The sequence below is a fragment of the Cupriavidus sp. 94F1 genome (assembly GCF_057798875.1).
On sequence record NZ_JBYOJT010000006.1, the window covers coordinates 404250 to 423846 of the forward strand.

14 protein-coding genes are annotated in these 19597 nt (G+C 67.2%); 7 read left to right on the top strand and 7 right to left on the bottom strand.

Going from position 1 to position 19597, the window contains the following annotated elements; translation table 11 throughout:
• Window positions 1-87: 87 nt before the first annotated feature.
• From AC3FJ6_RS17875 to AC3FJ6_RS17895, 5 genes are all read right to left on the bottom strand, one after another.
• Window positions 88-435, bottom strand: a complete 348-nt coding sequence (locus tag AC3FJ6_RS17875; RefSeq protein WP_153947742.1) for a cupin domain-containing protein — start codon at window positions 433-435, stop codon at window positions 88-90.
• Between the two features lie 29 nt (window positions 436-464).
• On the bottom strand, window positions 465-3809 hold the full coding sequence (locus AC3FJ6_RS17880) for an FtsK/SpoIIIE family DNA translocase (protein WP_488773165.1): 3345 nt from the start codon (window positions 3807-3809) through the stop codon (window positions 465-467).
• Between the two features lie 89 nt (window positions 3810-3898).
• The gene (locus AC3FJ6_RS17885) at window positions 3899-4501 is read right to left on the bottom strand and encodes a DUF4136 domain-containing protein (protein ID WP_488773082.1); all 603 of its coding nucleotides are present in this window, start codon (window positions 4499-4501) and stop codon (window positions 3899-3901) included.
• 38 nt (window positions 4502-4539) lie between these two features.
• Window positions 4540-4953, bottom strand: coding sequence for a DoxX family protein (locus AC3FJ6_RS17890; RefSeq protein WP_153947744.1), 414 nt, complete (start codon window positions 4951-4953; stop codon window positions 4540-4542).
• A gap of 111 nt (window positions 4954-5064) precedes the next feature.
• Window positions 5065-6063 (bottom strand): LysR substrate-binding domain-containing protein, encoded by a 999-nt coding sequence (locus AC3FJ6_RS17895; RefSeq protein WP_488773083.1) that lies wholly within the window; start codon window positions 6061-6063, stop codon window positions 5065-5067.
• Window positions 6064-6176: 113 nt separating this feature from the next.
• Between AC3FJ6_RS17895 and AC3FJ6_RS17900 the strand changes: the two genes are divergently transcribed.
• Window positions 6177-6797, top strand: coding sequence for an FMN-dependent NADH-azoreductase (locus tag AC3FJ6_RS17900; RefSeq protein WP_153947746.1), 621 nt, complete (start codon window positions 6177-6179; stop codon window positions 6795-6797).
• 287 nt (window positions 6798-7084) lie between these two features.
• Window positions 7085-8383 (top strand): ergothioneine biosynthesis protein EgtB, encoded by a 1299-nt coding sequence (gene egtB / locus AC3FJ6_RS17905; protein ID WP_488773084.1) that lies wholly within the window; start codon window positions 7085-7087, stop codon window positions 8381-8383.
• Window positions 8384-8400: 17 nt separating this feature from the next.
• Here the strand turns inward: egtB and AC3FJ6_RS17910 are convergent, their stop codons facing one another.
• Window positions 8401-9549, bottom strand: a complete 1149-nt coding sequence (locus tag AC3FJ6_RS17910; RefSeq protein ID WP_488773085.1) for a Fic family protein — start codon at window positions 9547-9549, stop codon at window positions 8401-8403.
• Window positions 9550-9789: 240 nt separating this feature from the next.
• Window positions 9790-11730 carry a propionate catabolism operon regulatory protein PrpR gene (prpR, locus tag AC3FJ6_RS17915; RefSeq protein ID WP_488773166.1) on the bottom strand — a complete coding sequence of 647 codons (1941 nt, stop codon included), beginning with the start codon at window positions 11728-11730 and terminating at the stop codon, window positions 9790-9792.
• 380 nt (window positions 11731-12110) lie between these two features.
• Between prpR and prpB the strand changes: the two genes are divergently transcribed.
• The 5 genes from prpB to AC3FJ6_RS17940 all read left to right on the top strand — a co-directional run bounded on the left by prpB (window position 12111) and on the right by AC3FJ6_RS17940 (window position 19597).
• A complete protein-coding gene (gene prpB / locus AC3FJ6_RS17920; protein ID WP_488773086.1) occupies window positions 12111-13019 on the top strand; it encodes a methylisocitrate lyase in 909 nt (302 codons plus the stop codon).
• Window positions 13020-13134: 115 nt separating this feature from the next.
• A complete protein-coding gene (gene prpC, locus AC3FJ6_RS17925) occupies window positions 13135-14292 on the top strand; it encodes a bifunctional 2-methylcitrate synthase/citrate synthase (protein WP_153947750.1) in 1158 nt (385 codons plus the stop codon).
• Window positions 14293-14373: 81 nt separating this feature from the next.
• A complete protein-coding gene (gene acnD / locus AC3FJ6_RS17930; RefSeq protein WP_488773087.1) occupies window positions 14374-16971 on the top strand; it encodes a Fe/S-dependent 2-methylisocitrate dehydratase AcnD in 2598 nt (865 codons plus the stop codon).
• Window positions 16972-16991: 20 nt separating this feature from the next.
• A complete protein-coding gene (gene prpF, locus AC3FJ6_RS17935; protein WP_488773088.1) occupies window positions 16992-18185 on the top strand; it encodes a 2-methylaconitate cis-trans isomerase PrpF in 1194 nt (397 codons plus the stop codon).
• A gap of 290 nt (window positions 18186-18475) precedes the next feature.
• Window positions 18476-19597: an asparaginase gene (locus AC3FJ6_RS17940; RefSeq protein WP_153947753.1), complete on the top strand. Its 1122-nt coding sequence runs from the start codon at window positions 18476-18478 to the stop codon at window positions 19595-19597.

A 19597-nucleotide genomic window follows, 5' to 3' on the forward strand; every position in this document is an offset into this window, starting at 1 on the left:
GTGAGTTGTCCCGACATCATAAAGCCATACGAGGGCCATACAAGACATCCCGGCGTGCGCCCATTTCCCCCTCGCAGCCCCGGGCGGTTACTTTGCTTCCGGGCTCACATGGACGGCCAGCCAGACCGTGGGCTGCGCCGCGTCGGTCCAGGCCACCCGATGGCGGCAATGGGCCGGCAACTGCAGCCAGTCGCCGGCGCCGAGCCTGTGGCGGGTGCCATCGTCGATTTCCACGCTGGCGCTGCCGCTGATCACCAGCACCCACTCGTCGTCGGCGCTGTCGTACCAGAAGTCCGGCGGACTGGCCTGGCCGTTCGAGACGATCCGCTCGATCCGGACCCGGCCCGTGGCTTGCCACGACAGCAGGTCCGTAAAGACCTCGCCATCGGTATGGACCGGGATGTCGTGCAGCAGGTTGCCCTGGATGGCGCGCATGGCGATGGCCTTGTTCCGGTGCGTGCCGGTCAGTCGCCCGGGCCGCCGGGCGCGATGACCTCGCGCGTGCCGTTGCGGCCCATCGGCGACACCAGGCCGGCGGCTTCCATCTGCTCGATCAGGCGCGCCGCGCGGTTGTAGCCGATGCGCAGTTGCCGCTGCACGGCCGAGATCGACGCCCGGCGTGACGTCAGCACGAATTGCGCGGCCTCGTCGTAGAGCGGGTCGGCCTCGCCATCGCCGCCGCCTTCGCCAAACAGATCGGCAGCGCCTTCGGGCACATCGCCCGCCAGGATGGCTTCGTCATAGTCCGGCTCGCCGAACTGCTTCCAGTGCTCCACCACGCGGTGCACTTCCTCGTCGGCCACGAAGGCGCCATGCACGCGCTGCGGATAGCCGGTGCCCGGCGGCAGGAACAGCATGTCGCCCTGCCCCAGCAGGCTTTCGGCGCCCATCTGGTCCAGGATGGTCCGCGAGTCGATCTTCGACGACACCTGGAACGCCACGCGCGTCGGGATATTGGCCTTGATCAGGCCGGTGATCACGTCCACCGACGGCCGCTGCGTGGCCAGGATCAGGTGGATGCCCGCTGCCCGCGCTTTCTGCGCCAGGCGGGCGATCAGTTCCTCGATCTTCTTGCCCGCCACCATCATCAGGTCGGCCAGTTCGTCGATCACCACCACGATCAGCGGCAGCGTCGATAGCGACTCCGGCGCGTCGGGGGTCAGCGAGAACGGATTCGGCACCTTCTGCCCGGCCGCTTCGGCCGCGCGGATCTTCTGGTTGTAGCCGGCCAGGTTGCGCACGCCCAGCGCCGACATCAGCCGGTAGCGTTTTTCCATCTCGCCCACGCACCAGTTCAGCGCGTGCGCGGCCTGCTTCATGTCGGTCACCACGGGCGCCAGCAGGTGGGGGATGCCCTCGTAGACCGACAATTCCAGCATCTTCGGGTCGATCATGATCAGGCGCACGTCTTCCGGCGTGGCCTTGTAGAGCATCGACAGGATCATGGCGTTCACCGCCACCGACTTGCCCGAACCGGTCGTGCCGGCCACCAGCAGGTGCGGCGCTCGGGCCAGGTCCGTCACCACGGGATTGCCCGTGATGTCCTTGCCCATTGCCAGCACCAGCTTCGACGCATGGGCATCGAACGCGCTGCCGCTGACGATCTCCGACAGGCGGATCATCTGGCGCTTTGCATTGGGCAGTTCCAGCCCCATGCAGGTCTTGCCCGGAATCGTCTCGACCACGCGGATCGACGTCACGCCCAGCGCGCGCGCCAGGTCCTTCATCAGGCCCACCACCTGCGCGCCGCGCACGCCGACAGCCGGATCGACCTCGAAACGCGTGATGACTGGACCGGCGCTGGCGCCCACCACCGACACCGGCACCTTGAACTCGGCCAGCCGCTGCGCGATCAGTTCGCCGGTCTGCTGCAGCCGTTCCTCGGAAATCTGTTCCGCGCTCTCGCCGGTCTCGGCGGCGGGTTCCAGCAGGTCGGTGCCGGGCAGCCGGTAGTCAACCGGCACGCGGGGGGCTGCAGGCACCGGAAGTGGCGCAGGCGCCACCGTGAACGACGTCTGGGTCGCAGCGGGCTGGGCCGGGGTCAGCGCCACCGTATTGCCCACCACGGCCGGCAGCACGATGCGCGGCTTTGGCGTGGGCTGGACGAAGGCGTTGGCATCCTCTACCGGCGCAGGCTCCGGCGCCGGCACGGTATCGGCCGGCTGCAACGCTTCCGTCACGTCGATGGGTGCCGTCACGACGGTGGCGACTTGCGGGTCGGCCGCCGCATCGAGGGCCGTATCCACTTCGGCCCCGGGGGCCGGTTCGGCCTCGGCTTCCGAGATCGACGCGGCAACGGCGGCGTCGATGGCTTCCGATGCCGTTTGCGCCGGGGCTGTCGGCGCCTGGGATTCCAGCGCCTGGGATTGCGGCGCGCCCGGCTCGATCCACTCCGCAGCGACCGGCTCGGCTTCGGCTTCAACGGCCGGGTCGAACGCGACAGCCGCCTCGGCCGCCAACGGCTTGACAGCCGCCTGGATCGGCGCCGGGTCTGCCGCCGCTTCCAGCGGCCCGGCCTCAGCCGGCACTTCGACGGCGGGCGCTTCGATTGGCTTGCCAGCCAGCGCGCGCAATTCGGCCAGCAGCGTCATCGCTTCATCGCGAAGGGACGCCAGCGTGACGGGTTCGTCGGCCTGCGCCGGTGCGACAGCCTCCTCCGCCAAGTCGGTGGCAGCCGCGATCATCGCGATATCAGCCGCGATATCGGTCGCGATATCAGCCGCGATCTCGGTGGCGCGCGCGACGGGGGTATCGGCTTGCGCGGCCGCCTGCGTGTCGGCCACGGTCGGCGCTTCGGCGACGGCCACGTCCGATTCAGCGGGTGCCGCCACGGCCGCAGCGGGGCTTGCCGCCACCGCGGCGGGCTTAGCCATGGCCTCCGGCAGCGTCGTGATGGCCGAGCGAAGGCCGAGTTGCGGATTGCGGAACGGGCTGCTGACCACAGTGGCCTGTGGTGCGGAGGGTCTGGCGTCGGGCCGGGCTTGCGGTTGCGGCTTCGGTTGCGGCCGGGCTTGCGGCGACGGCGGCGTGGGCACGTCGGGCCTCAATGCCGCGCGGGCCGGTGTGGCCACCGGGTCGGCCTTCACGGCGCCCGGGGCGCCAGCCTGATGCAGCCAGATCTCGCCCGGCTGCGGGGGCGACTGGCGCGTGCGCGGCGGCGGTTGCCAGGCTGGCTGGCGGCGTGCGGATACGGCTTCGATACCCTTGTGACGCGGCGCCGGCCGGCTCTGACCGGGCATCGACGTCGTTTCCCAGCGATCGCCGGATTCGCGCGGCGCGGCCGGCGCGGGCGCGGCCTCGGAGCGCGGATCGGAGCGGAATTCGGAGCGGAAATCCGTGCGGAAGTCGGAACGCGCATCCACGCGCAGATCGGCGCGCGATTCGTGGCGCGATTCGTGGCGTGATTCGTGGCGCGCGGCCGCCGCAGCCGGTGCCTCGTCGGCATCCACGCGCGGGCGGCGCAGCAGGAACAGGCTGCGCCAGGTTTCGCCGAACACCATCGGCGCGGCCAGGCCCAGCACGGCCAGCATCATCAGCAGCGCGCCGGTCCAGCCCAGCATGCCGGACACCGTGCCGGCCAGCGCATGGCCGACGGCACCCCCGGCGGTAGCGCCTTCGCCCTCGCCGCCGGTCAACGCCTCCAGCGTGGCACTGGCGCCCAGCACCAGCACCGTACCCATCCATATACGCAGCGAGCCACGGCCGAACAGGCGGCGATCGCCGGCGAGCACGCGCCCCACCGTTCGCCAGACAAGCGGCAACAGCCAGAAGGTCGACAATCCGAACCAGCCCAGACCCATTTTTGATATGACAGCTTCAAAACCACGGGCAGCGATTGTAGCGGGTCTGGCTGTGCGGGACTGGCCCGGCGCGGAAAAACTTACGACTTTGCCACGCCTTATTGACCCGGCGCCCCGATGCCCGCGCGGAACGGATACCTGGCGAAGATCTGCCCCACCACCTGCTCGATCATCAGCTGGCTGGTCTGGCGCTCCGGCTGGCTGGCATCGCCCTGGGCCACGCCTTCCCAGACGAGCTGGTTCCGTCTGGCATCGACCAGGTCGATGTTCAGCGTGCCCTCGGTATAGGTGTAGGTATCGCTATAGAAACCGTAGCCGGGCCACGGCGCGTAGAGCCCGCCCCGGTAGGCGTAATAGCCCATGTAGCCGGGCGGCGGCATCGGCGCCGGGCTGCTGACGATCTTCTGCTGGAACTGCATGTTGAAGTTGACCAGCAGGTCGGGCTGGCGCGGCGCATATTCATAGCCGCGCGCCGTCATCTCCTTGTGCACCGCGTCCTTCAGATATTGCGTCGTCAGGCTTTCGTAGCCCTGCCGGTCCGTGCCCAGGCGCGGCAGGAAGGCAAAGGTGCGGTATTGGGAAAAGTCGGTGCTGTGGTTGTAGTCGGTACGGATGTCGGGGCCGGTGGCACAGCCTGCCAGCGCGGCGGCCAGCACCGTGCCAAGGGCGGCCGGTACGCGAGACATCATCAGGCCTGACATGGCAGTCTCCCTATTTCCGGGTTACCAGATCCCGCTGGCTAGTTCCACTTGCCGTCGATACCGCCGACGCTGAACCGTCCCGCCCCGAGCAGGGCCACCGCCAGCGCCGCGGCCAGGTACATCGCCTGGAGTTCCAGCGCCCAGCCCCCGGTGGGCGCCATCTCGCCAAGCTGCTTTGCATGGACAAGGGCGAACGCGAACAGCATGTTGACGGCCACGATCAGGCCGGCCAGGCGCGTCCAGAGCCCGATGATCAGCAGGATGGGGGCAATGATCTCGCCGATGTAGACGCCGTAGGCCAGCGCAGCGGGCAGGCCGGCTTGCGTCACCACCTGCGTGACAAAGCCAGGACCGGACATCAGCTTCGAAATGCCGTGCAAGAGGATCAGCACGCCCAGCACGATACGGAGAATGGCTTTGCCCAGGTCTTGCGTTCCTTGCGTGCGACTCATCGCGATGGCTCCTTGCGGTTTGATGCAGGCGCATGTGACCTGCACAACTACCTTAGATCGTGCCAGCGTGAAGGTAAAGGCGCAGCGCCAACGGGAAGCGCCGGCCTGGACTCAGTCCGCGTCCGCCTTCTGGGTGCCCGATCGCGCGGGCGGCGGCGCGGTGGGCGGCGCCGCATGCATCGGCACACCGGTCGTCGTCATCATGCCCACCTTGCGCGCGTGTTCCGGCAGCACTTCGGCCAGGAAATCGAGGAAACGGCGCAGTGCCGGCGTAACGCCCTGCCGGGACGGAAACACCGCGTGCAGCACGCCCATCGGCAGGTCCCACTGGGGCAGCACCACTTCGAGGTCGCCGCGCTCGACATCGTCGCGGCAGTACATGCGCGGGAGCATGGCGACGCCCACGCCGGCGATGGCCGCCTCGCGCAGGATCGCGAACTCGTCGGACACCAGACGCGGGTCGTATCCGATATGGACGGGCTCGCCCGCCTTGTCGAACAACGTCCAGACATGGCGCCCTTCGTGCGGTTTCTGCGCCACCCCGGGCATGCCTTCCAGCGCCTGCGGCGTGCGCGGGCGGCCAATGCTGTCCAGCAGCGCGGGGCTGGCCACCAGCTTCATGTCGCTCCGGCCAAAGGTGCGCACGGCCAGGCTGGAATCGTCCAGCACATTGCGCACGCGCAGGGCCAGGTCATAGCCCTCGCCGATCACGTCAACCCGGCGGTTCGTGGCATCGATCTCCAGCTGGACACCAGGATTGGCGCGCATGAAGTGGCCGATATTGGGCGCCAACAGGATCTGGACGATGGCCACGGGACAACTGATCCGCAGATGACCGCCCGGCTGCTCGCGCGCCTGATCGATCACTTCACGCGCCGCCTCTGCGGCCTGCAGCATGTCGCGGCAATGGGCGTAGTAAGACTCGCCAAGCGGCGTCACACGCACCTGACGCGTGGTCCGGCGCAGCAGCTGGACGCCCAGATCCCGCTCCAGCTGGGCGATGCGCCGGGACAGGCGCGATTTAGGCACCCCCGTGGCGCGACTGGCTGCGGAAAAGCTGCCGTGCTGCACCACCTGGGCAAACAGCGACAAATCGTTGAGATCCTGCATGGTGGGCGCTCCGTTGCATCGATAGAACAATCATTTGCATTTTGCCTCACTACCGGCATCAATGGCCAGACTATATCTTTCAGCCATCCCAACCGAACTAGTGGAGCCAGACAATGAACATCCTGCAGATCGATTCGAGCGTACTGGGCGACAACTCCGTCTCGCGCAACCTGACCGCCAGCATCGTGGCCGACCTCGTGGCCCAGAACCCCAGCGCCAAGGTCACCGTGCGCGACCTGGACCGTGAAGCGCCGGCCCACCTCGGCAACCACCTGCTGCCCGTGCTGGGCGGCCCGAAGGACGGCCTGAATGCCGCCCAGCAGGCCGAACTGGACATCACCGAGGCATACCTGGCCGAATTCCTGGCCGCCGACGTGCTCGTGATTGGCGCACCGCAATACAACTTCGGTATCCCGAGCCAGCTCAAGGCCTGGATCGACCGCATCGCGCAAGCCGGCCGTACGTTCCGCTACACCGAGAATGGTCCGGAAGGCCTGGCCAAGGGCAAGAAGGCCATCGTGGTGTCGTCGCGCGGCGGCGTGCGCCAGGACGGCGCGGCGCTGGACCTGCATGAAGTGACTGTCGACGTGGTGCTGCGCTTCCTGGGCATTACCGATATCTCGTTCGTCCGCGCCCACGGCCTGGCCATGGGTCCGGAAGCCCGCGAGGCTGGCCTGAGCACGGCCAAGACCGAAATCGCCGCCCTGAACGACGCGCTGCGCGCCGCCGCCTGAACTGCCTGATTGGTTCCAGCCGGTTGTCGACTGGAGCCGTCACCCCGCCTCCGTGAAGTACCGGCGCTGATCCCCGTGGCGCCGGCTGCTGTCTGAGACAGGTATCCCCATCAGGGGTACCTGTCATTTTTTTGCCTGTACGCAGCGTGCGGGCCGCTGTAGGCATCGACCTACAGGGATCGCGGAAGTCACCCGGCTCGCCCCCCGGCGCAGATGGGTCTATGATGGTTCGACTGTCTGGACAACCTGCCAGCCAGCCCTGCATCCGCCGTCATCCGGGAGTCTGCATGACCGCCGCCGCCTCAGCCCTGCTGCCTGCCACCGCCAGTCATCCGCCGCACGAACCCGCCCTGCTGAGCCAGTATCGCCATGTGCGCGCCGCCACCGAGGCGCTGGTGGCTGACCTGTCCGATGCCGACGCCACCGTGCAGTCGATGGACGACGCCAGCCCCGCCAAATGGCACCTGGCCCATACCACGTGGTTCTTCGAGGAGTTCGTGCTTGGCGCACGCATCCCCGACTACGAGCCGGTGGACCCGCAGTATCGCTACCTGTTCAATTCCTATTACGAAGCGGTCGGCGCGCGCCATCCCCGGCCACGGCGCGGGCTGCTGACCCGACCGTCGCTGGACGAGGTGCTGGCCTACCGCGAGGCCGTGGACGACAGCATGTTCACGCTGCTGATGTCGGCCCAGACCGACGACGAAGCCGCGCTGATCACGCTGGGCCTGCATCACGAGCAGCAGCACCAGGAACTGCTGCTGACCGACATCCTTCATCTGTTTGCCCAGAATCCGCTGCGCCCGGCGTACGCGCCGGCCTTGGCGGTGCCGGTGGTGGCCGATCCCCGCCCCGCGCCCGACTGGATCACGCTGCCCGGCGGCATCGTCACGGTGGGCCATGGCGACGACGACTTTGCGTTCGACTGTGAAACGCCGCGCCACCAGGTGCTGCTGCAGCCGTATGCGCTGTGCTCGCACCCCGTGAGCAACCGCCAGTGGTTCGAATTCATCGAGGACGGCGGCTACCAGACCGCCGGGCTGTGGTTGTCCGATGGCTGGCGCTGGGTCTGCGACAACCGCATCGAGGCGCCGCTGTACTGGGAAGACCGTGAGGGCACCTGGTGGCACATGACGCTGCGCGGCATGCAGCCGGTTGACCCGGAAAGCCCGGTCACGCATGTGAGCTTCTTCGAGGCCGACGCCTTCGCGCGCTGGGCCGAACGCCGCCTGCCGACCGAAGCCGAATGGGAACACGCGGCCCGCAACCTGCCCGCGACCGGCAATTTCATCGAAGGCCGCTCGCTGCGGCCGCTGCCGGACCGGCAGAACACGTCGGGCGTGCTGCGGCAGATGTTCGGCGATGTCTGGGAATGGACGGCCAGCGCCTTCTTGCCCTACCCGGGCTTCCGGCCCAGTGCTGGCGCGGTGGGCGAATACAACGGCAAGTTCATGAGCAGCCAGATGGTGCTGCGCGGCGGGTCGTGCGTCACCCCCGAATCGCACATCCGCGCCACCTATCGCAACTTCTTCTACCCGCACCAGCGTTGGCAATTCACCGGGGTGCGGCTGGCGGACGATGTTTGAGGGCTGACGCCACGCACTCAATGGCCTGCGTGGCCATGGGCGTCCGGCGGCGCGTCGTTCAACGCGTAGCTCGTGCTGCGTCCGCCGCCAACCGCCTTGCGCAGCGCCCCGCGCGCCACCAGATCGTTGATGTCGCGCAGCGCCGTATCTGCGGAGCATTTGGCAATGGCCGCCCACTTGCTGCTGGTGAGCTTGCCCTCGAAGCCGTCCAGCAGCCGGTTCAGCACCTTGACCTGCCGGGCGTTGAGCGCCTGCATGCCCCAATGACGCCAGAATCGTGCCTTGGCCAATACGTCGTCGAGCGTGGCGTGGGCCTGCTGCACGGCACGCAGCAACGTTTCGAAGAACCACGCGAGCCACGGGGTGACATCCATCGAATCCTTCTGGGTCCGCTCGAGGATGTCGTAGTACGCATTGCGCTCACGCTGGATCTGCGCTGACAGGCTGTAGAACCGCTGCAAACTGCCATCGGCACGGGCCAGCATCAAGTCGCCAATGGCGCGCGCGATACGCCCATTGCCGTCGTCGAACGGGTGCAGCGTCACAAACCAAAGATGGGCCAGGCCGGCCCGGACCAGCGGCGGCTCGACAGGCGGGCCATTGACCCAATCCAGGAATCGCGCGGTCTCCGCCGCCAGACGCCCGGCCGGCGGCGCTTCGAAATGGACGCGCTGCCGGTGCAGCGGTCCCGAGACCACTTGCATCGGGCCCGCAGCGTCGTCGCGCCATTGGGCGACGTTGATCGAGGACAGCCCGGAGTAGCCGGTAGGGAAAAGCGCCGCGTGCCAGCCAAACAAACGCGCCTGGCTGACGGGGGTCCGGCAATTGGCCGTGGCATCGAGCACCAGTTCGACCACGCCCTCGACGTGGCGATCTACCGGCGCCAGCGCGCCGATGTCGACGCCGAGTCTGCGCGCGATCGACGAGCGAACGGAATGCACGCTGAGATGCTCGCCCTCGATTTCACTCGTCTTGACCACGTCATCGGTCAGTGCGGCAAGACAGGCCTGGTCGCGCAGGCCCATGCCGACATCGGACAGCCGTCCCAGCAGCAGCCCCTGCGCGTGGCTGGCTTCGGCCATCGGCGTCGCCAGCGCACCGGCGTCGTATCGCCAAGTGGGCCAGTCGGGTGCCTGCCAGATGTAGGTGTATTCGCCGCGATTCATGCGGAGATTATGGTGGCTATTCCCCGCAAGAACAAGCTAATCACCGCAGAATTTGCGGTGATTAGGGGCCGCGATCGCCGTAAGTGCTTTATTCGCTGCAGTTTGTGAGCTGAACGACCACGATTTTCTGCGTCTATGTCGGCCCCTGAGTATGCATGCACAGGGCCGGAACGGCCTTCGAGCATTGCGATCCATGGTGGCCGTTAATTGCGTTTATGTGCCAAGCACAGCCGATGCCCTTCATCCCTCCCGCAGCCTCCGCCAAAGCGTGGTGGCGCTGATGCCCAGCTGGGCGCAGGCGGCGGCACGGTTGCCGCCGCACTCGGCCAGCACGCGGCGGATGTGTTCGGCCTGGCTTGCCCTGGCGACGCCGGCCAGCGATTGCGTCCCGGCAACACCCGCCAGCCCTGCTCCGCCCGGCTCGGGCATGTCCGTTGCCGGCGGCTGCAGGACGGCCATGTCGTGCCCCGAAAACAGTTCCGGGACAGCCGCCTGCAGTTCACGCTGCAGCGCGGCCGGGGCCAGGTCCGTCCCGGCGACGAGCACGGCGATGCGTTCTGTCACGTTTTCGAGTTCGCGGATGTTGCCCGGCCAGATATAGCGGGCCAGCCGCCCGCGCACTACGTCGGGCAGCGGCTCGGGCGTGTCGATGCCCAGCCGTTCCTGGGCACGCCGGTACAGCAGCGCGGCCAGCGCCGGCAGGTCGGCCGCGCGCTCGCGCAGCGGCGGCATTTCGATCCGCAGGATATTGAGCCGGTAGTAAAGATCCTGGCGGAACGTCCCTTCGCGCACCAGCGCGGCCAGGTCGCGGTGGGTGGCGGCGATCACGCGGACGTTGACCGGCACGGCTTCCAGACCGCCAATCGGCAGCACCTGCTTTTCCTGCAGCACGCGCAGCAGCCGCGTTTGCAAGGCTGGCGGCATGTCGCCCACTTCGTCCAGGAACAGCGTGCCGTTGTGGGCCGATTCGAACAGGCCGGCCTTGCCGCCGCGCCGGGCGCCCGTGAACGCCCCTTCCTCGTAGCCGAACAGTTCGGATTCGAGCAGTGCCTCCGGAAATGCCGCGCAGTTGACGGCAACGAACGGAAACGCGCGGCGCGGGCTGGCATCGTGCATGCCCTGTGCCAGCACCTCCTTGCCGGTGCCGCTTTCCCCGCTGACCAGCACCGTCGAATCGACCACCGCGTAGCGCCGCGCCAGCGCCCGCAGGTCGCTCATGGCGGGGGAATCGCCGGCCAGGTCGTCGAGGCTGTAGCGCACGCCCGCCGCGCGGGCCCGCGTACGCGAGCGCAGGTTGCGGTCGGCGCGATGGATCGCATTGGCGTCCTGGATCGTCAGCACCGCCCCCGAAGCGCCAGACTCGCCGACGATCGGAATGCGGTTGACCACCACCATCCGGTCGCCCAGCCGGTGGATCGCCTCCAGCTCGCGCGCGCCGCTCTGCATCACGCCATCGAGCGACAGGCCCGGTGCCAGCGTGGACAGCTTGCGCCCCACGGCCGCGCCGGCCGGCGTGCCCAGGAATCGCTCCATCGCCGGATTGAACGCCTGCACGCGCCCTTCGGCGTCCACGGCCGCCACGCCTTCGTTCAGGTGGGCCAGGATGGCATTGACGTAATCGCGCCGCGTGGATTCGATACGCCGCAGCCGCGCGGCCTCGATCGCATCCTCCAGCGCCAGCCGCACGGCGTTGCCGGAATACAGGAACACGCCCATCAGCCCGTACTTGTCGGCCAGGTCGGTCACCATGCCGGGCCCCACCACCACGCGGATGCCTTCTTCCTTCAGCGCCCGCACGCGCGCCGTGGCATCGTCTTCGGTCAGGTAGGTATAGCGGGGAATATCGAGCCCGAACGCACCCACGAAGTCGTCCACTTCGGCGTACGTGGACGCATGCGTGACCAGGGCCACCTTGGGCGAAATGCGTCGCGCGGTGGCCAGCGCACTCATGACGTCGAAGCCGGTGACCTTGACCAGCACCACGGGCACGTCCACGTGCTGGCGCAGGTAGGCGCCGTTGGAGCCCCCGGCCACCACCACATCGACGCGGTTCTCGCGCGCCTCGCGGTTGATGGCGCTGGCCGCCGACTCGAACGCCCGCCCGACGATGCGGAATTCCGCGCGGGCGGCGTACGCCGGAATCAGGTCGGCGAAGGCGCGCGACAGGCGGCTGATCCCCATCGCCCAGATGCGCGGACGCGCACCGGGAACGGCCGGGGAAGCCGGGTTCAGCGGGATCGGGGCAGGCAGCGACGACATGGCGGCAGGACGCAAGAGATCGGTTTGCCGATTGTGCGCGCCATCGCAAAGCATTTCAACTTTGAAATCCAAAGATTGCATGCCTGCAATGCACAAGCGCATTATTGTGATGCAAGCGGCCTTTCATGTGGGCGATGACTGGCCGTCGACATCACCTAAGCCACTGACGCATAAGGGTTTCTGCCTACCGGAATGCCGCCCGGGCGGCGCGGGGCTCGCGTTTCAGCGGGCTGGCACACCCCTTGCGCTAAAGAGCCGCCCTGCCTCCGAAGCAGGATTGAACCAACCCAGAGATCCAAGCCATGACTTTTTCCGCCAACGAACTTGCCCGCTCCGCGGGTGCCCGCTTCCGCCAGGCCCTGATCGACGAGACCCCGCTGCAGATTCCGGGCACGATCAACGCCAACCATGCGCTGCTGGCCAAGCGCGCCGGGTATCGCGCGATCTACCTGTCGGGCGGCGGCGTGGCCGCGGGCTCGCTGGGCCTGCCGGACCTGGGCATCTCCAATCTCGATGATGTGCTGACCGACATCCGCCGCATCACCGATGTCTGCGACACGCCGCTGCTGGTGGATGTTGACACCGGCTTCGGCTCGTCGGCCTTCAACGTGGCGCGCACCACGCGGTCGCTGATCAAGTTTGGCGCCGCGGCCATGCATATCGAAGACCAGGTCGGCGCCAAGCGCTGCGGCCATCGCCCGAACAAGGAGATCGTCGGCAAGGACGAAATGGTGGACCGCATCAAGGCCGCCGTGGATGCCCGTACCGATGAGCACTTCGTCATCATGGCCCGCACCGACGCGCTGGCCGTCGAAGGCCTGGACGCCGCCATCGAGCGCGCCGTGGCCTGCGCCGAAGCCGGCGCCGATGCCATCTTCCCGGAAGCCATGACCGACCTGGCGATGTACGCCAGGTTCGTGGACGCCGTGAAGGTGCCCGTGCTGGCCAACCTGACCGAATTCGGCGCCACCCCGTATTTCACGCTCGACGATCTGCGCGGCGTGGGCGTGGCCATGGCGCTGTACCCGCTGTCGGCGTTCCGCGCCGCCAACAAGGCCGCCGAAAACGTCTTTGCGGCCATCCGCCGCGACGGCACGCAGAAGAACGTCGTGGACACCATGCAAACGCGCGCCGAACTCTACGAGCGGATCGACTACCATGCCTACGAGCAGAAGCTCGACGCACTGTTCGCGCAAGGCAAGGCCCGGTAACGCCCCCGCACACGTACGCGTTATTCTTTGCGATGCGGTCTGTTGCGCTGCAATAGGACACCCCACCATGACCGCACGCACCCCAAACACTCGAAATCGAATCAAGGAGACCCAGATGTCCGAAGCCCAACCGCTGGCCACGCCGAAGCCCAAGAAATCCGTTGCCCTGTCGGGCGTTGCCGCCGGCAACACCGCCCTGTGCACCGTTGGCCGTAGCGGGAACGATCTCCACTACCGCGGCTACGACATCCTCGACATCGCCGATACGTGCGAATTCGAGGAAATCGCCCATCTGCTGGTGCACGGCAAGCTGCCGAACAAGGCCGAATTGGCCGCCTACAAGACCAAGCTGAAGGCCCTGCGCGGCCTGCCCGCCAACGTGAAGGCCGCCCTGGAATGGGTGCCGGCCAGCGCCCACCCGATGGACGTGATGCGCACCGGCGTGTCGGTGCTGGGCACCGTGCTGCCGGAAAAGGACGACCACAACACGCCGGGCGCGCGCGACATCGCCGACCGCCTGATGGCCAGCCTGGGATCGATGCTGCTGTATTGGTACCACTACAGCCACAACGGCCGCCGCATCGAGGTGGAAACCGACGACGAATCGATTGCCGCGCACTTCCTGCACCTGCTGCACGGCGAGCCCCCCAGCAAGCTGTGGGAGCGCGCGATGCAGACGTCGCTGATCCTGTACGCGGAGCACGAGTTCAACGCCTCGACGTTTGCCTGCCGCGTGGTGGCCGGCACCGGCTCCGACATGTATTCGGCCATCTGCGGCGGCATCGGCGCGCTGCGCGGCCCGAAGCACGGCGGTGCGAACGAAGTGGCGTTCGAGATCCAGAAACGCTACGACACCCCGGACGAGGCCGAGGCCGACATCCGCCGCCGCGTGGAAAACAAGGAAGTGGTGATCGGTTTCGGCCACCCGGTGTACACGATCGCCGACCCGCGCAACGTCGTGATCAAGGAAGTGGCACGCAAGCTGTCGAAGGACGCCGGTTCGATGAAGATGTTCAACATCGCCGAGCGCCTGGAAACGGTCATGGCCGACGCCAAGAAGATGTTCCCGAACCTGGACTGGTTCAGCGCCGTGAGCTACCACATGATGGGCGTGCCCACCGCGATGTTCACCCCGCTGTTCGTGATCGCCCGGACGTCGGGCTGGGCCGCGCACGTGATCGAGCAACGGATCGACAACAAGATCATCCGTCCGACGGCCAACTACACCGGCCCGGAAGACCTGAAGTTCGTGCCGATCGAGAAGCGCGCCTGATCCATTGCAACAACAACAGTGCCGCCACCCGGCCCGGCCACCCGCCGGGCGGTGGCAGGCACGCACAGTCCTCACGTCGCCATGAACACTGCCTACCGCAAACCGCTGCCCGGGACCCGTCTCGATTATTTCGACGCCCGCGCTGCCGTCAATGACATCTCCCCGGGCGCCTGGGACAAACTGCCGTACACGTCGCGCGTGCTGGCCGAAAACCTGGTGCGCCGCTGCGACCCCGCCACGCTGACCGATTCGCTCAGGCAGCTTGTCGAGCGCAAGCGTGACCTCGATTTCCCGTGGTTCCCGGCCCGCGTGGTCTGCCACGACATCCTGGGCCAGACTGCGCTGGTGGACCTGGCCGGCCTGCGCGATGCCATCGCCGACCAGGGCGGCGACCCGGCCAAGGTCAACCCCGTGGTGCCGGTGCAGCTGATCGTCGATCACTCGCTGGCCGTGGAATGTGGCGGCTTTGATCCCGACGCGTTCGCGAAGAACCGCGCCATCGAGGATCGCCGCAACGAAGACCGCTTCGATTTCATCAACTGGACCAAGAAGGCGTTCCGCAACGTCGACGTGATCCCGCCGGGCAACGGCATCATGCACCAGATCAATCTGGAAAAGATGTCGCCCGTGATCCATGCCGACCACGGCGTGGCCTACCCCGACACCTGCGTGGGCACCGACAGCCACACGCCGCACGTTGACGCGCTGGGCGTGATCGCTATCGGCGTGGGCGGCCTGGAGGCCGAGAACGTGATGCTGGGCCGCGCGTCGTGGATGCGCCTGCCCGACATCGTCGGCGTGGAACTGAGCGGCCGCCGCCAGCCCGGCATCACCGCCACCGACATCGTGCTGGCGCTGACCGAATTCCTGCGCAAGGAAAAGGTCGTCGGCGCCTATCTGGAATTCCGTGGCGAAGGTGCGTCGAGTCTGACGCTGGGCGACCGCGCCACGATCTCGAACATGGCGCCCGAATACGGCGCCACCGCCGCGATGTTCTTCATCGACGGGCAGACCACCGAATACCTGCGCCTGACCGGCCGCGACGAAGCGCAGGTCCAGCTCGTGGAGACCTACGCCAAAACCGCCGGGCTGTGGGCCGATGCGCTGAAGACGGCCGAATACGAGCGCGTTCTGCATTTCGACCTGTCCACCGTGGTCCGCAACATGGCCGGCCCGTCGAACCCGCACAAGCGCCTGCCGACGTCCGACCTGGCCGCGCGCGGCATTGCCGGCAAGTGGGAGGAAACGCCGGGCCAGATGCCCGACGGCGCGGTCATCATCGCCGCCATCACGAGCTGCACCAACACCAGCAACCCGCGCAACGTGATTGCCGCCGCGCTGCTGGCCCGCAACGCCAACGCGCGCGGCCTGACGCGCAAGCCGTGGGTCAAGTCGTCGCTGGCGCCGGGCTCGAAGGCGGTGGAACTGTACCTGCAGGAAGCCAACCTGCTGCCGGACCTGGAAAAGCTCGGCTTCGGCATCGTGGCGTTTGCCTGCACGACCTGCAACGGCATGTCGGGCGCGCTCGACCCGAAGATCCAGCAGGAGATCATCGACCGCGACCTGTACGCCACGGCCGTGCTGTCCGGCAACCGCAACTTCGACGGCCGTATCCACCCGTACGCCAGGCAGGCGTTCCTGGCGTCGCCGCCGCTGGTGGTGGCCTACGCCATCGCCGGCACGATCCGCTTCGATATCGAGCAGGATGCCCTGGGCACCGACGCGAGCGGCAAGCCGGTCTACCTGAAGGACATCTGGCCGAGCGACGAGGAAATCGACGCAATCGTGAAGCAGAGCGTGAAGCCCGAGCAGTTCCGCAAGGTCTACGAGCCGATGTTCGCGCTGCACGCCGAGAACGACACGTCGATCGATCCGCTGTACGACTGGCGCCCGCAAAGCACGTACATCCGCCGCCCGCCTTACTGGGAAGGCGCGCTGGCCGGCGAGCGCACGCTGCGCGGCATGCGCGCGCTGGCGGTGCTGGGCGACAACATCACCACCGACCACCTGTCGCCGTCCAACGCCATCCTGCGCAACAGCGCGGCCGGCGAGTACCTGGCAAAGATGGGCCTGCCGGAAGAAGACTTCAACTCGTACGCCACGCACCGCGGCGACCACCTGACCGCCCAGCGCGCCACGTTCGCCAACCCGACGCTGATCAACGAGATGGCCGTGGTCGATGGCGCGGTCAAGAAGGGATCGCTGGCCCGCATCGAGCCCGAAGGCAAGGTCGTGCGCATGTGGGAAGCCATCGAGACCTATATGGATCGCAAGCAGCCGCTGATCGTGGTGGCCGGGGCCGACTACGGCCAGGGCTCGTCGCGCGACTGGGCTGCCAAGGGCGTGCGGCTGGCCGGCGTGGAAGCCATCGTGGCCGAAGGCTTCGAGCGCATCCACCGCACCAACCTGATCGGCATGGGCGTGCTGCCGGTGGAATTCCTGCCCGGCACCAACCGTCTGACGCTGGGGATCGACGGCACCGAGACGTTCGACGTGGTAGGCGCACGCCGCCCGCGCGCCGAGCTGACGCTGGTGATCCATCGCAGGAACGGCGAAAAGGTGGAAGTGCCGGTGCTGTGCCGGCTGGACAGCGACGAGGAAGTGTCGATCTATGAAGCCGGCGGCGTGCTGCAGCGATTTGCCCAGGATTTCCTGGAATCGTCGCGCGCCGCAGCCTGATCGGTATTAGGAAAACTACGATGTCTCACGTACCTCAAATCAGGATTCCCGCCACGTACCTGCGTGGCGGCACCAGCAAGGGTGTGTTTTTCCGGCTGCAGGACCTGCCCGAATCGGCGCAGAAGCCCGGCGAAGCACGCGACCGCCTGCTGATGCGCGTGATCGGCAGCCCCGATCCGTACGGCAAGCAGATCGATGGCATGGGCGCCGCCACGTCCAGCACCAGCAAGACGGTGATCATCGCAAAGAGTTCGCGTCCGGACCACGACGTGGACTACCTGTTCGGCCAGGTGTCGATCGACCAGCCGTTCGTGGACTGGAGCGGCAACTGCGGCAACCTGTCGGCGGCCGTGGGCCCGTTCGCGGTCAGCAACGGATTTATCGAGGCCTCGCGGATTCCTGAAAATGGAACCGTGACCGTGAGGATCTGGCAGGCCAATATCGGCAAGACGATCATCGCGCATGTGCCGATCACCAACGGCGCGGTGCAGGAAACCGGCGATTTCGAGCTCGATGGCGTGACCTTCCCGGCAGCCGAAGTCCAGCTCGAGTTCATGGACCCGGCCGCCGAGGAAGGCGACGACGGCGGCGGTGCGATGTTTCCGACCGGCAACCTGATCGACGACCTGGACGTGCCCGGCGTGGGCACGCTCCGGGCCACGATGATCAACGCCGGCATCCCGACGATCTTCGTCGAGGCGGAAGCCATCGGCTACACCGGCACCGAGTTGCAGGACGCCATCAACGGCGACCCGAAGGCGCTGGCGATGTTCGAGACGATCCGGGCCTACGGCGCCAGGCGCATGGGCCTGATCCAGGATATCGACGAAGCGAAGAAGCGCCAGCACACGCCCAAGGTGGCGTTCGTGGCCCGGCCTGCCACCTATACCGCGTCGAGCGGCAAGACGGTGGAAGCCGGCAGCGTGGACCTGCTGGTGCGTGCGCTGTCGATGGGCAAGCTGCACCACGCGATGATGGGCACCGCGGCCGTGGCGATCGGCACGGCGGCTGCCGTGCCGGGCACGCTGGTGAACCTGGCGGCCGGCGGCGGCGAGCGCGAGGCCGTGCGCTTCGGCCATCCGTCGGGCACGCTGCGCGTGGGCGCGCAGGCCGCGCTGGTGGACGGCCAGTGGACCGTGCAGAAGGCCATCATGAGCCGCAGCGCACGCGTGCTGATGGAAGGCTGGGTGCGCGTGCCGGGAGACGCGTTCTAGCCGATCCCTTGTTCCATGCGATAGATCTGACGTGGCTCTCGGACTTTTCTGAAATTGTCGTCACCGGGCGGCATTCTTCCTGACAGGAGAATGCCGCTTTGTCTTATCCAGCATACGTTTTGCGCGGGTGCAAGGATTCTGTTGAAGTTGTCGACGCAACGCCGTGGCGTGGTTATAGTTCTGGCTCCGTTCGCGAACCATTGCGGCTTGCGGCGGTTCAACGAACCAATCAAAAGCGGCCCCTGCTGTTTCCACAAGAATCACGCACCAGGCCGGGAAAGAGGAGAATCATGCAACGACCTGCCAAGCTCACCACCCTTGCCACCCTGCTGCTGTCCGCCGCGCTGCTGACCGGCACCGCGCATGCGCAACTGGCCCCGTCGGCCAGCGCCTCCGCGCCCGCCGGCACCACGGCCGAAGCGCGCAAGGCCAACATCGTCATCATCGGCACCGGCGGCACCATCGCCGGCGCGGGTGCATCGGCCACCAACACCGCGGCGTACCAGTCCGCCGTGGTGCCCGTGGACAAGATCATTGCCTCGGTCCCCGAAATCTCGAAGGTCGCCAACGTCAAGGGCGAGCAGATTTTCCAGATCGGCTCCGAGAGCTTCAACAACGAACGCCTGCTGAAGCTGGGCAAGCGCGTGTCGGAACTGCTCAAGCAGCCTGACGTGGACGGCATCGTCATCACGCACGGCACCGACACGATCGAGGAAACCGCGTACTTCCTGAACCTGACGCTCAAGAGCGACAAGCCCGTGGTGGTGGTTGGCTCGATGCGTCCGGGCACGGCGCTGGGCGCCGACGGCGCGCTGAACCTCTACGATGCCGTGCTGGTGGCTTCGAGCCCGGCCTCCAAGGGCAAGGGCGCGCTGGTGGTGCTCAACGACGAAATCCACACCGGCCGGGACGTGACCAAGACCAACACGTTCAAGACCGAGACGTTCCGCTCGCCGTTCGGCCCGCTGGGCTACGTGGTGGAAGGCCGCACGCTGTACTACCGCACCCTGGCCCGCCCGCACACGCTGCAGACCGAGTTCGATATCGACAAGATCGACAAGCTGCCTGAAGTGGCCGTGGTCTACGCCTACGGCAACGTGAATCCGGCCAGCATCGACGCGGCCGTCAAGAACGGCGCCAAGGCCATCGTCTATGCCGCGACCGGCAACGGCAGCGTGGGCGACTACATGGTGGAGCCGCTCAAGGCCGCGCAGGCCAAGGGCGTGCAGGTGGTGCGGGCCTCGCGCACGGGCAGCGGCATCGTCGTGCGCAACGCCGAGCAGCCGGACGACAAGTACAACTGGATCGTCACCGACGACCAGCTGCCGCAGAAGGCGCGCATCCTGATGGCGCTGGCGCTGACCAAGACCAACGACCCGAAGGCCCTGCAGCAGATCTTCTGGAAGTACTGA

Coding starts and splice junctions, on each gene's coding strand:
- acnD (WP_488773087.1), top strand. CDS start 14,374: ATGAACACTGCCTACCGCAAACCGCTGCCCGGGACCCGTCTCGATTAT.
- prpF (WP_488773088.1), top strand. CDS start 16,992: ATGTCTCACGTACCTCAAATCAGGATTCCCGCCACGTACCTGCGTGGC.
- AC3FJ6_RS17910 (WP_488773085.1), bottom strand. CDS start 9,549: ATGAATCGCGGCGAATACACCTACATCTGGCAGGCACCCGACTGGCCC.
- AC3FJ6_RS17895 (WP_488773083.1), bottom strand. CDS start 6,063: ATGCAGGATCTCAACGATTTGTCGCTGTTTGCCCAGGTGGTGCAGCAC.
- AC3FJ6_RS17900 (WP_153947746.1), top strand. CDS start 6,177: ATGAACATCCTGCAGATCGATTCGAGCGTACTGGGCGACAACTCCGTC.
- egtB (WP_488773084.1), top strand. CDS start 7,085: ATGACCGCCGCCGCCTCAGCCCTGCTGCCTGCCACCGCCAGTCATCCG.
- prpB (WP_488773086.1), top strand. CDS start 12,111: ATGACTTTTTCCGCCAACGAACTTGCCCGCTCCGCGGGTGCCCGCTTC.
- AC3FJ6_RS17875 (WP_153947742.1), bottom strand. CDS start 435: ATGCGCGCCATCCAGGGCAACCTGCTGCACGACATCCCGGTCCATACC.
- prpC (WP_153947750.1), top strand. CDS start 13,135: ATGTCCGAAGCCCAACCGCTGGCCACGCCGAAGCCCAAGAAATCCGTT.
- AC3FJ6_RS17885 (WP_488773082.1), bottom strand. CDS start 4,501: ATGTCAGGCCTGATGATGTCTCGCGTACCGGCCGCCCTTGGCACGGTG.
- AC3FJ6_RS17940 (WP_153947753.1), top strand. CDS start 18,476: ATGCAACGACCTGCCAAGCTCACCACCCTTGCCACCCTGCTGCTGTCC.
- prpR (WP_488773166.1), bottom strand. CDS start 11,730: ATGGGGATCAGCCGCCTGTCGCGCGCCTTCGCCGACCTGATTCCGGCG.
- AC3FJ6_RS17890 (WP_153947744.1), bottom strand. CDS start 4,953: ATGAGTCGCACGCAAGGAACGCAAGACCTGGGCAAAGCCATTCTCCGT.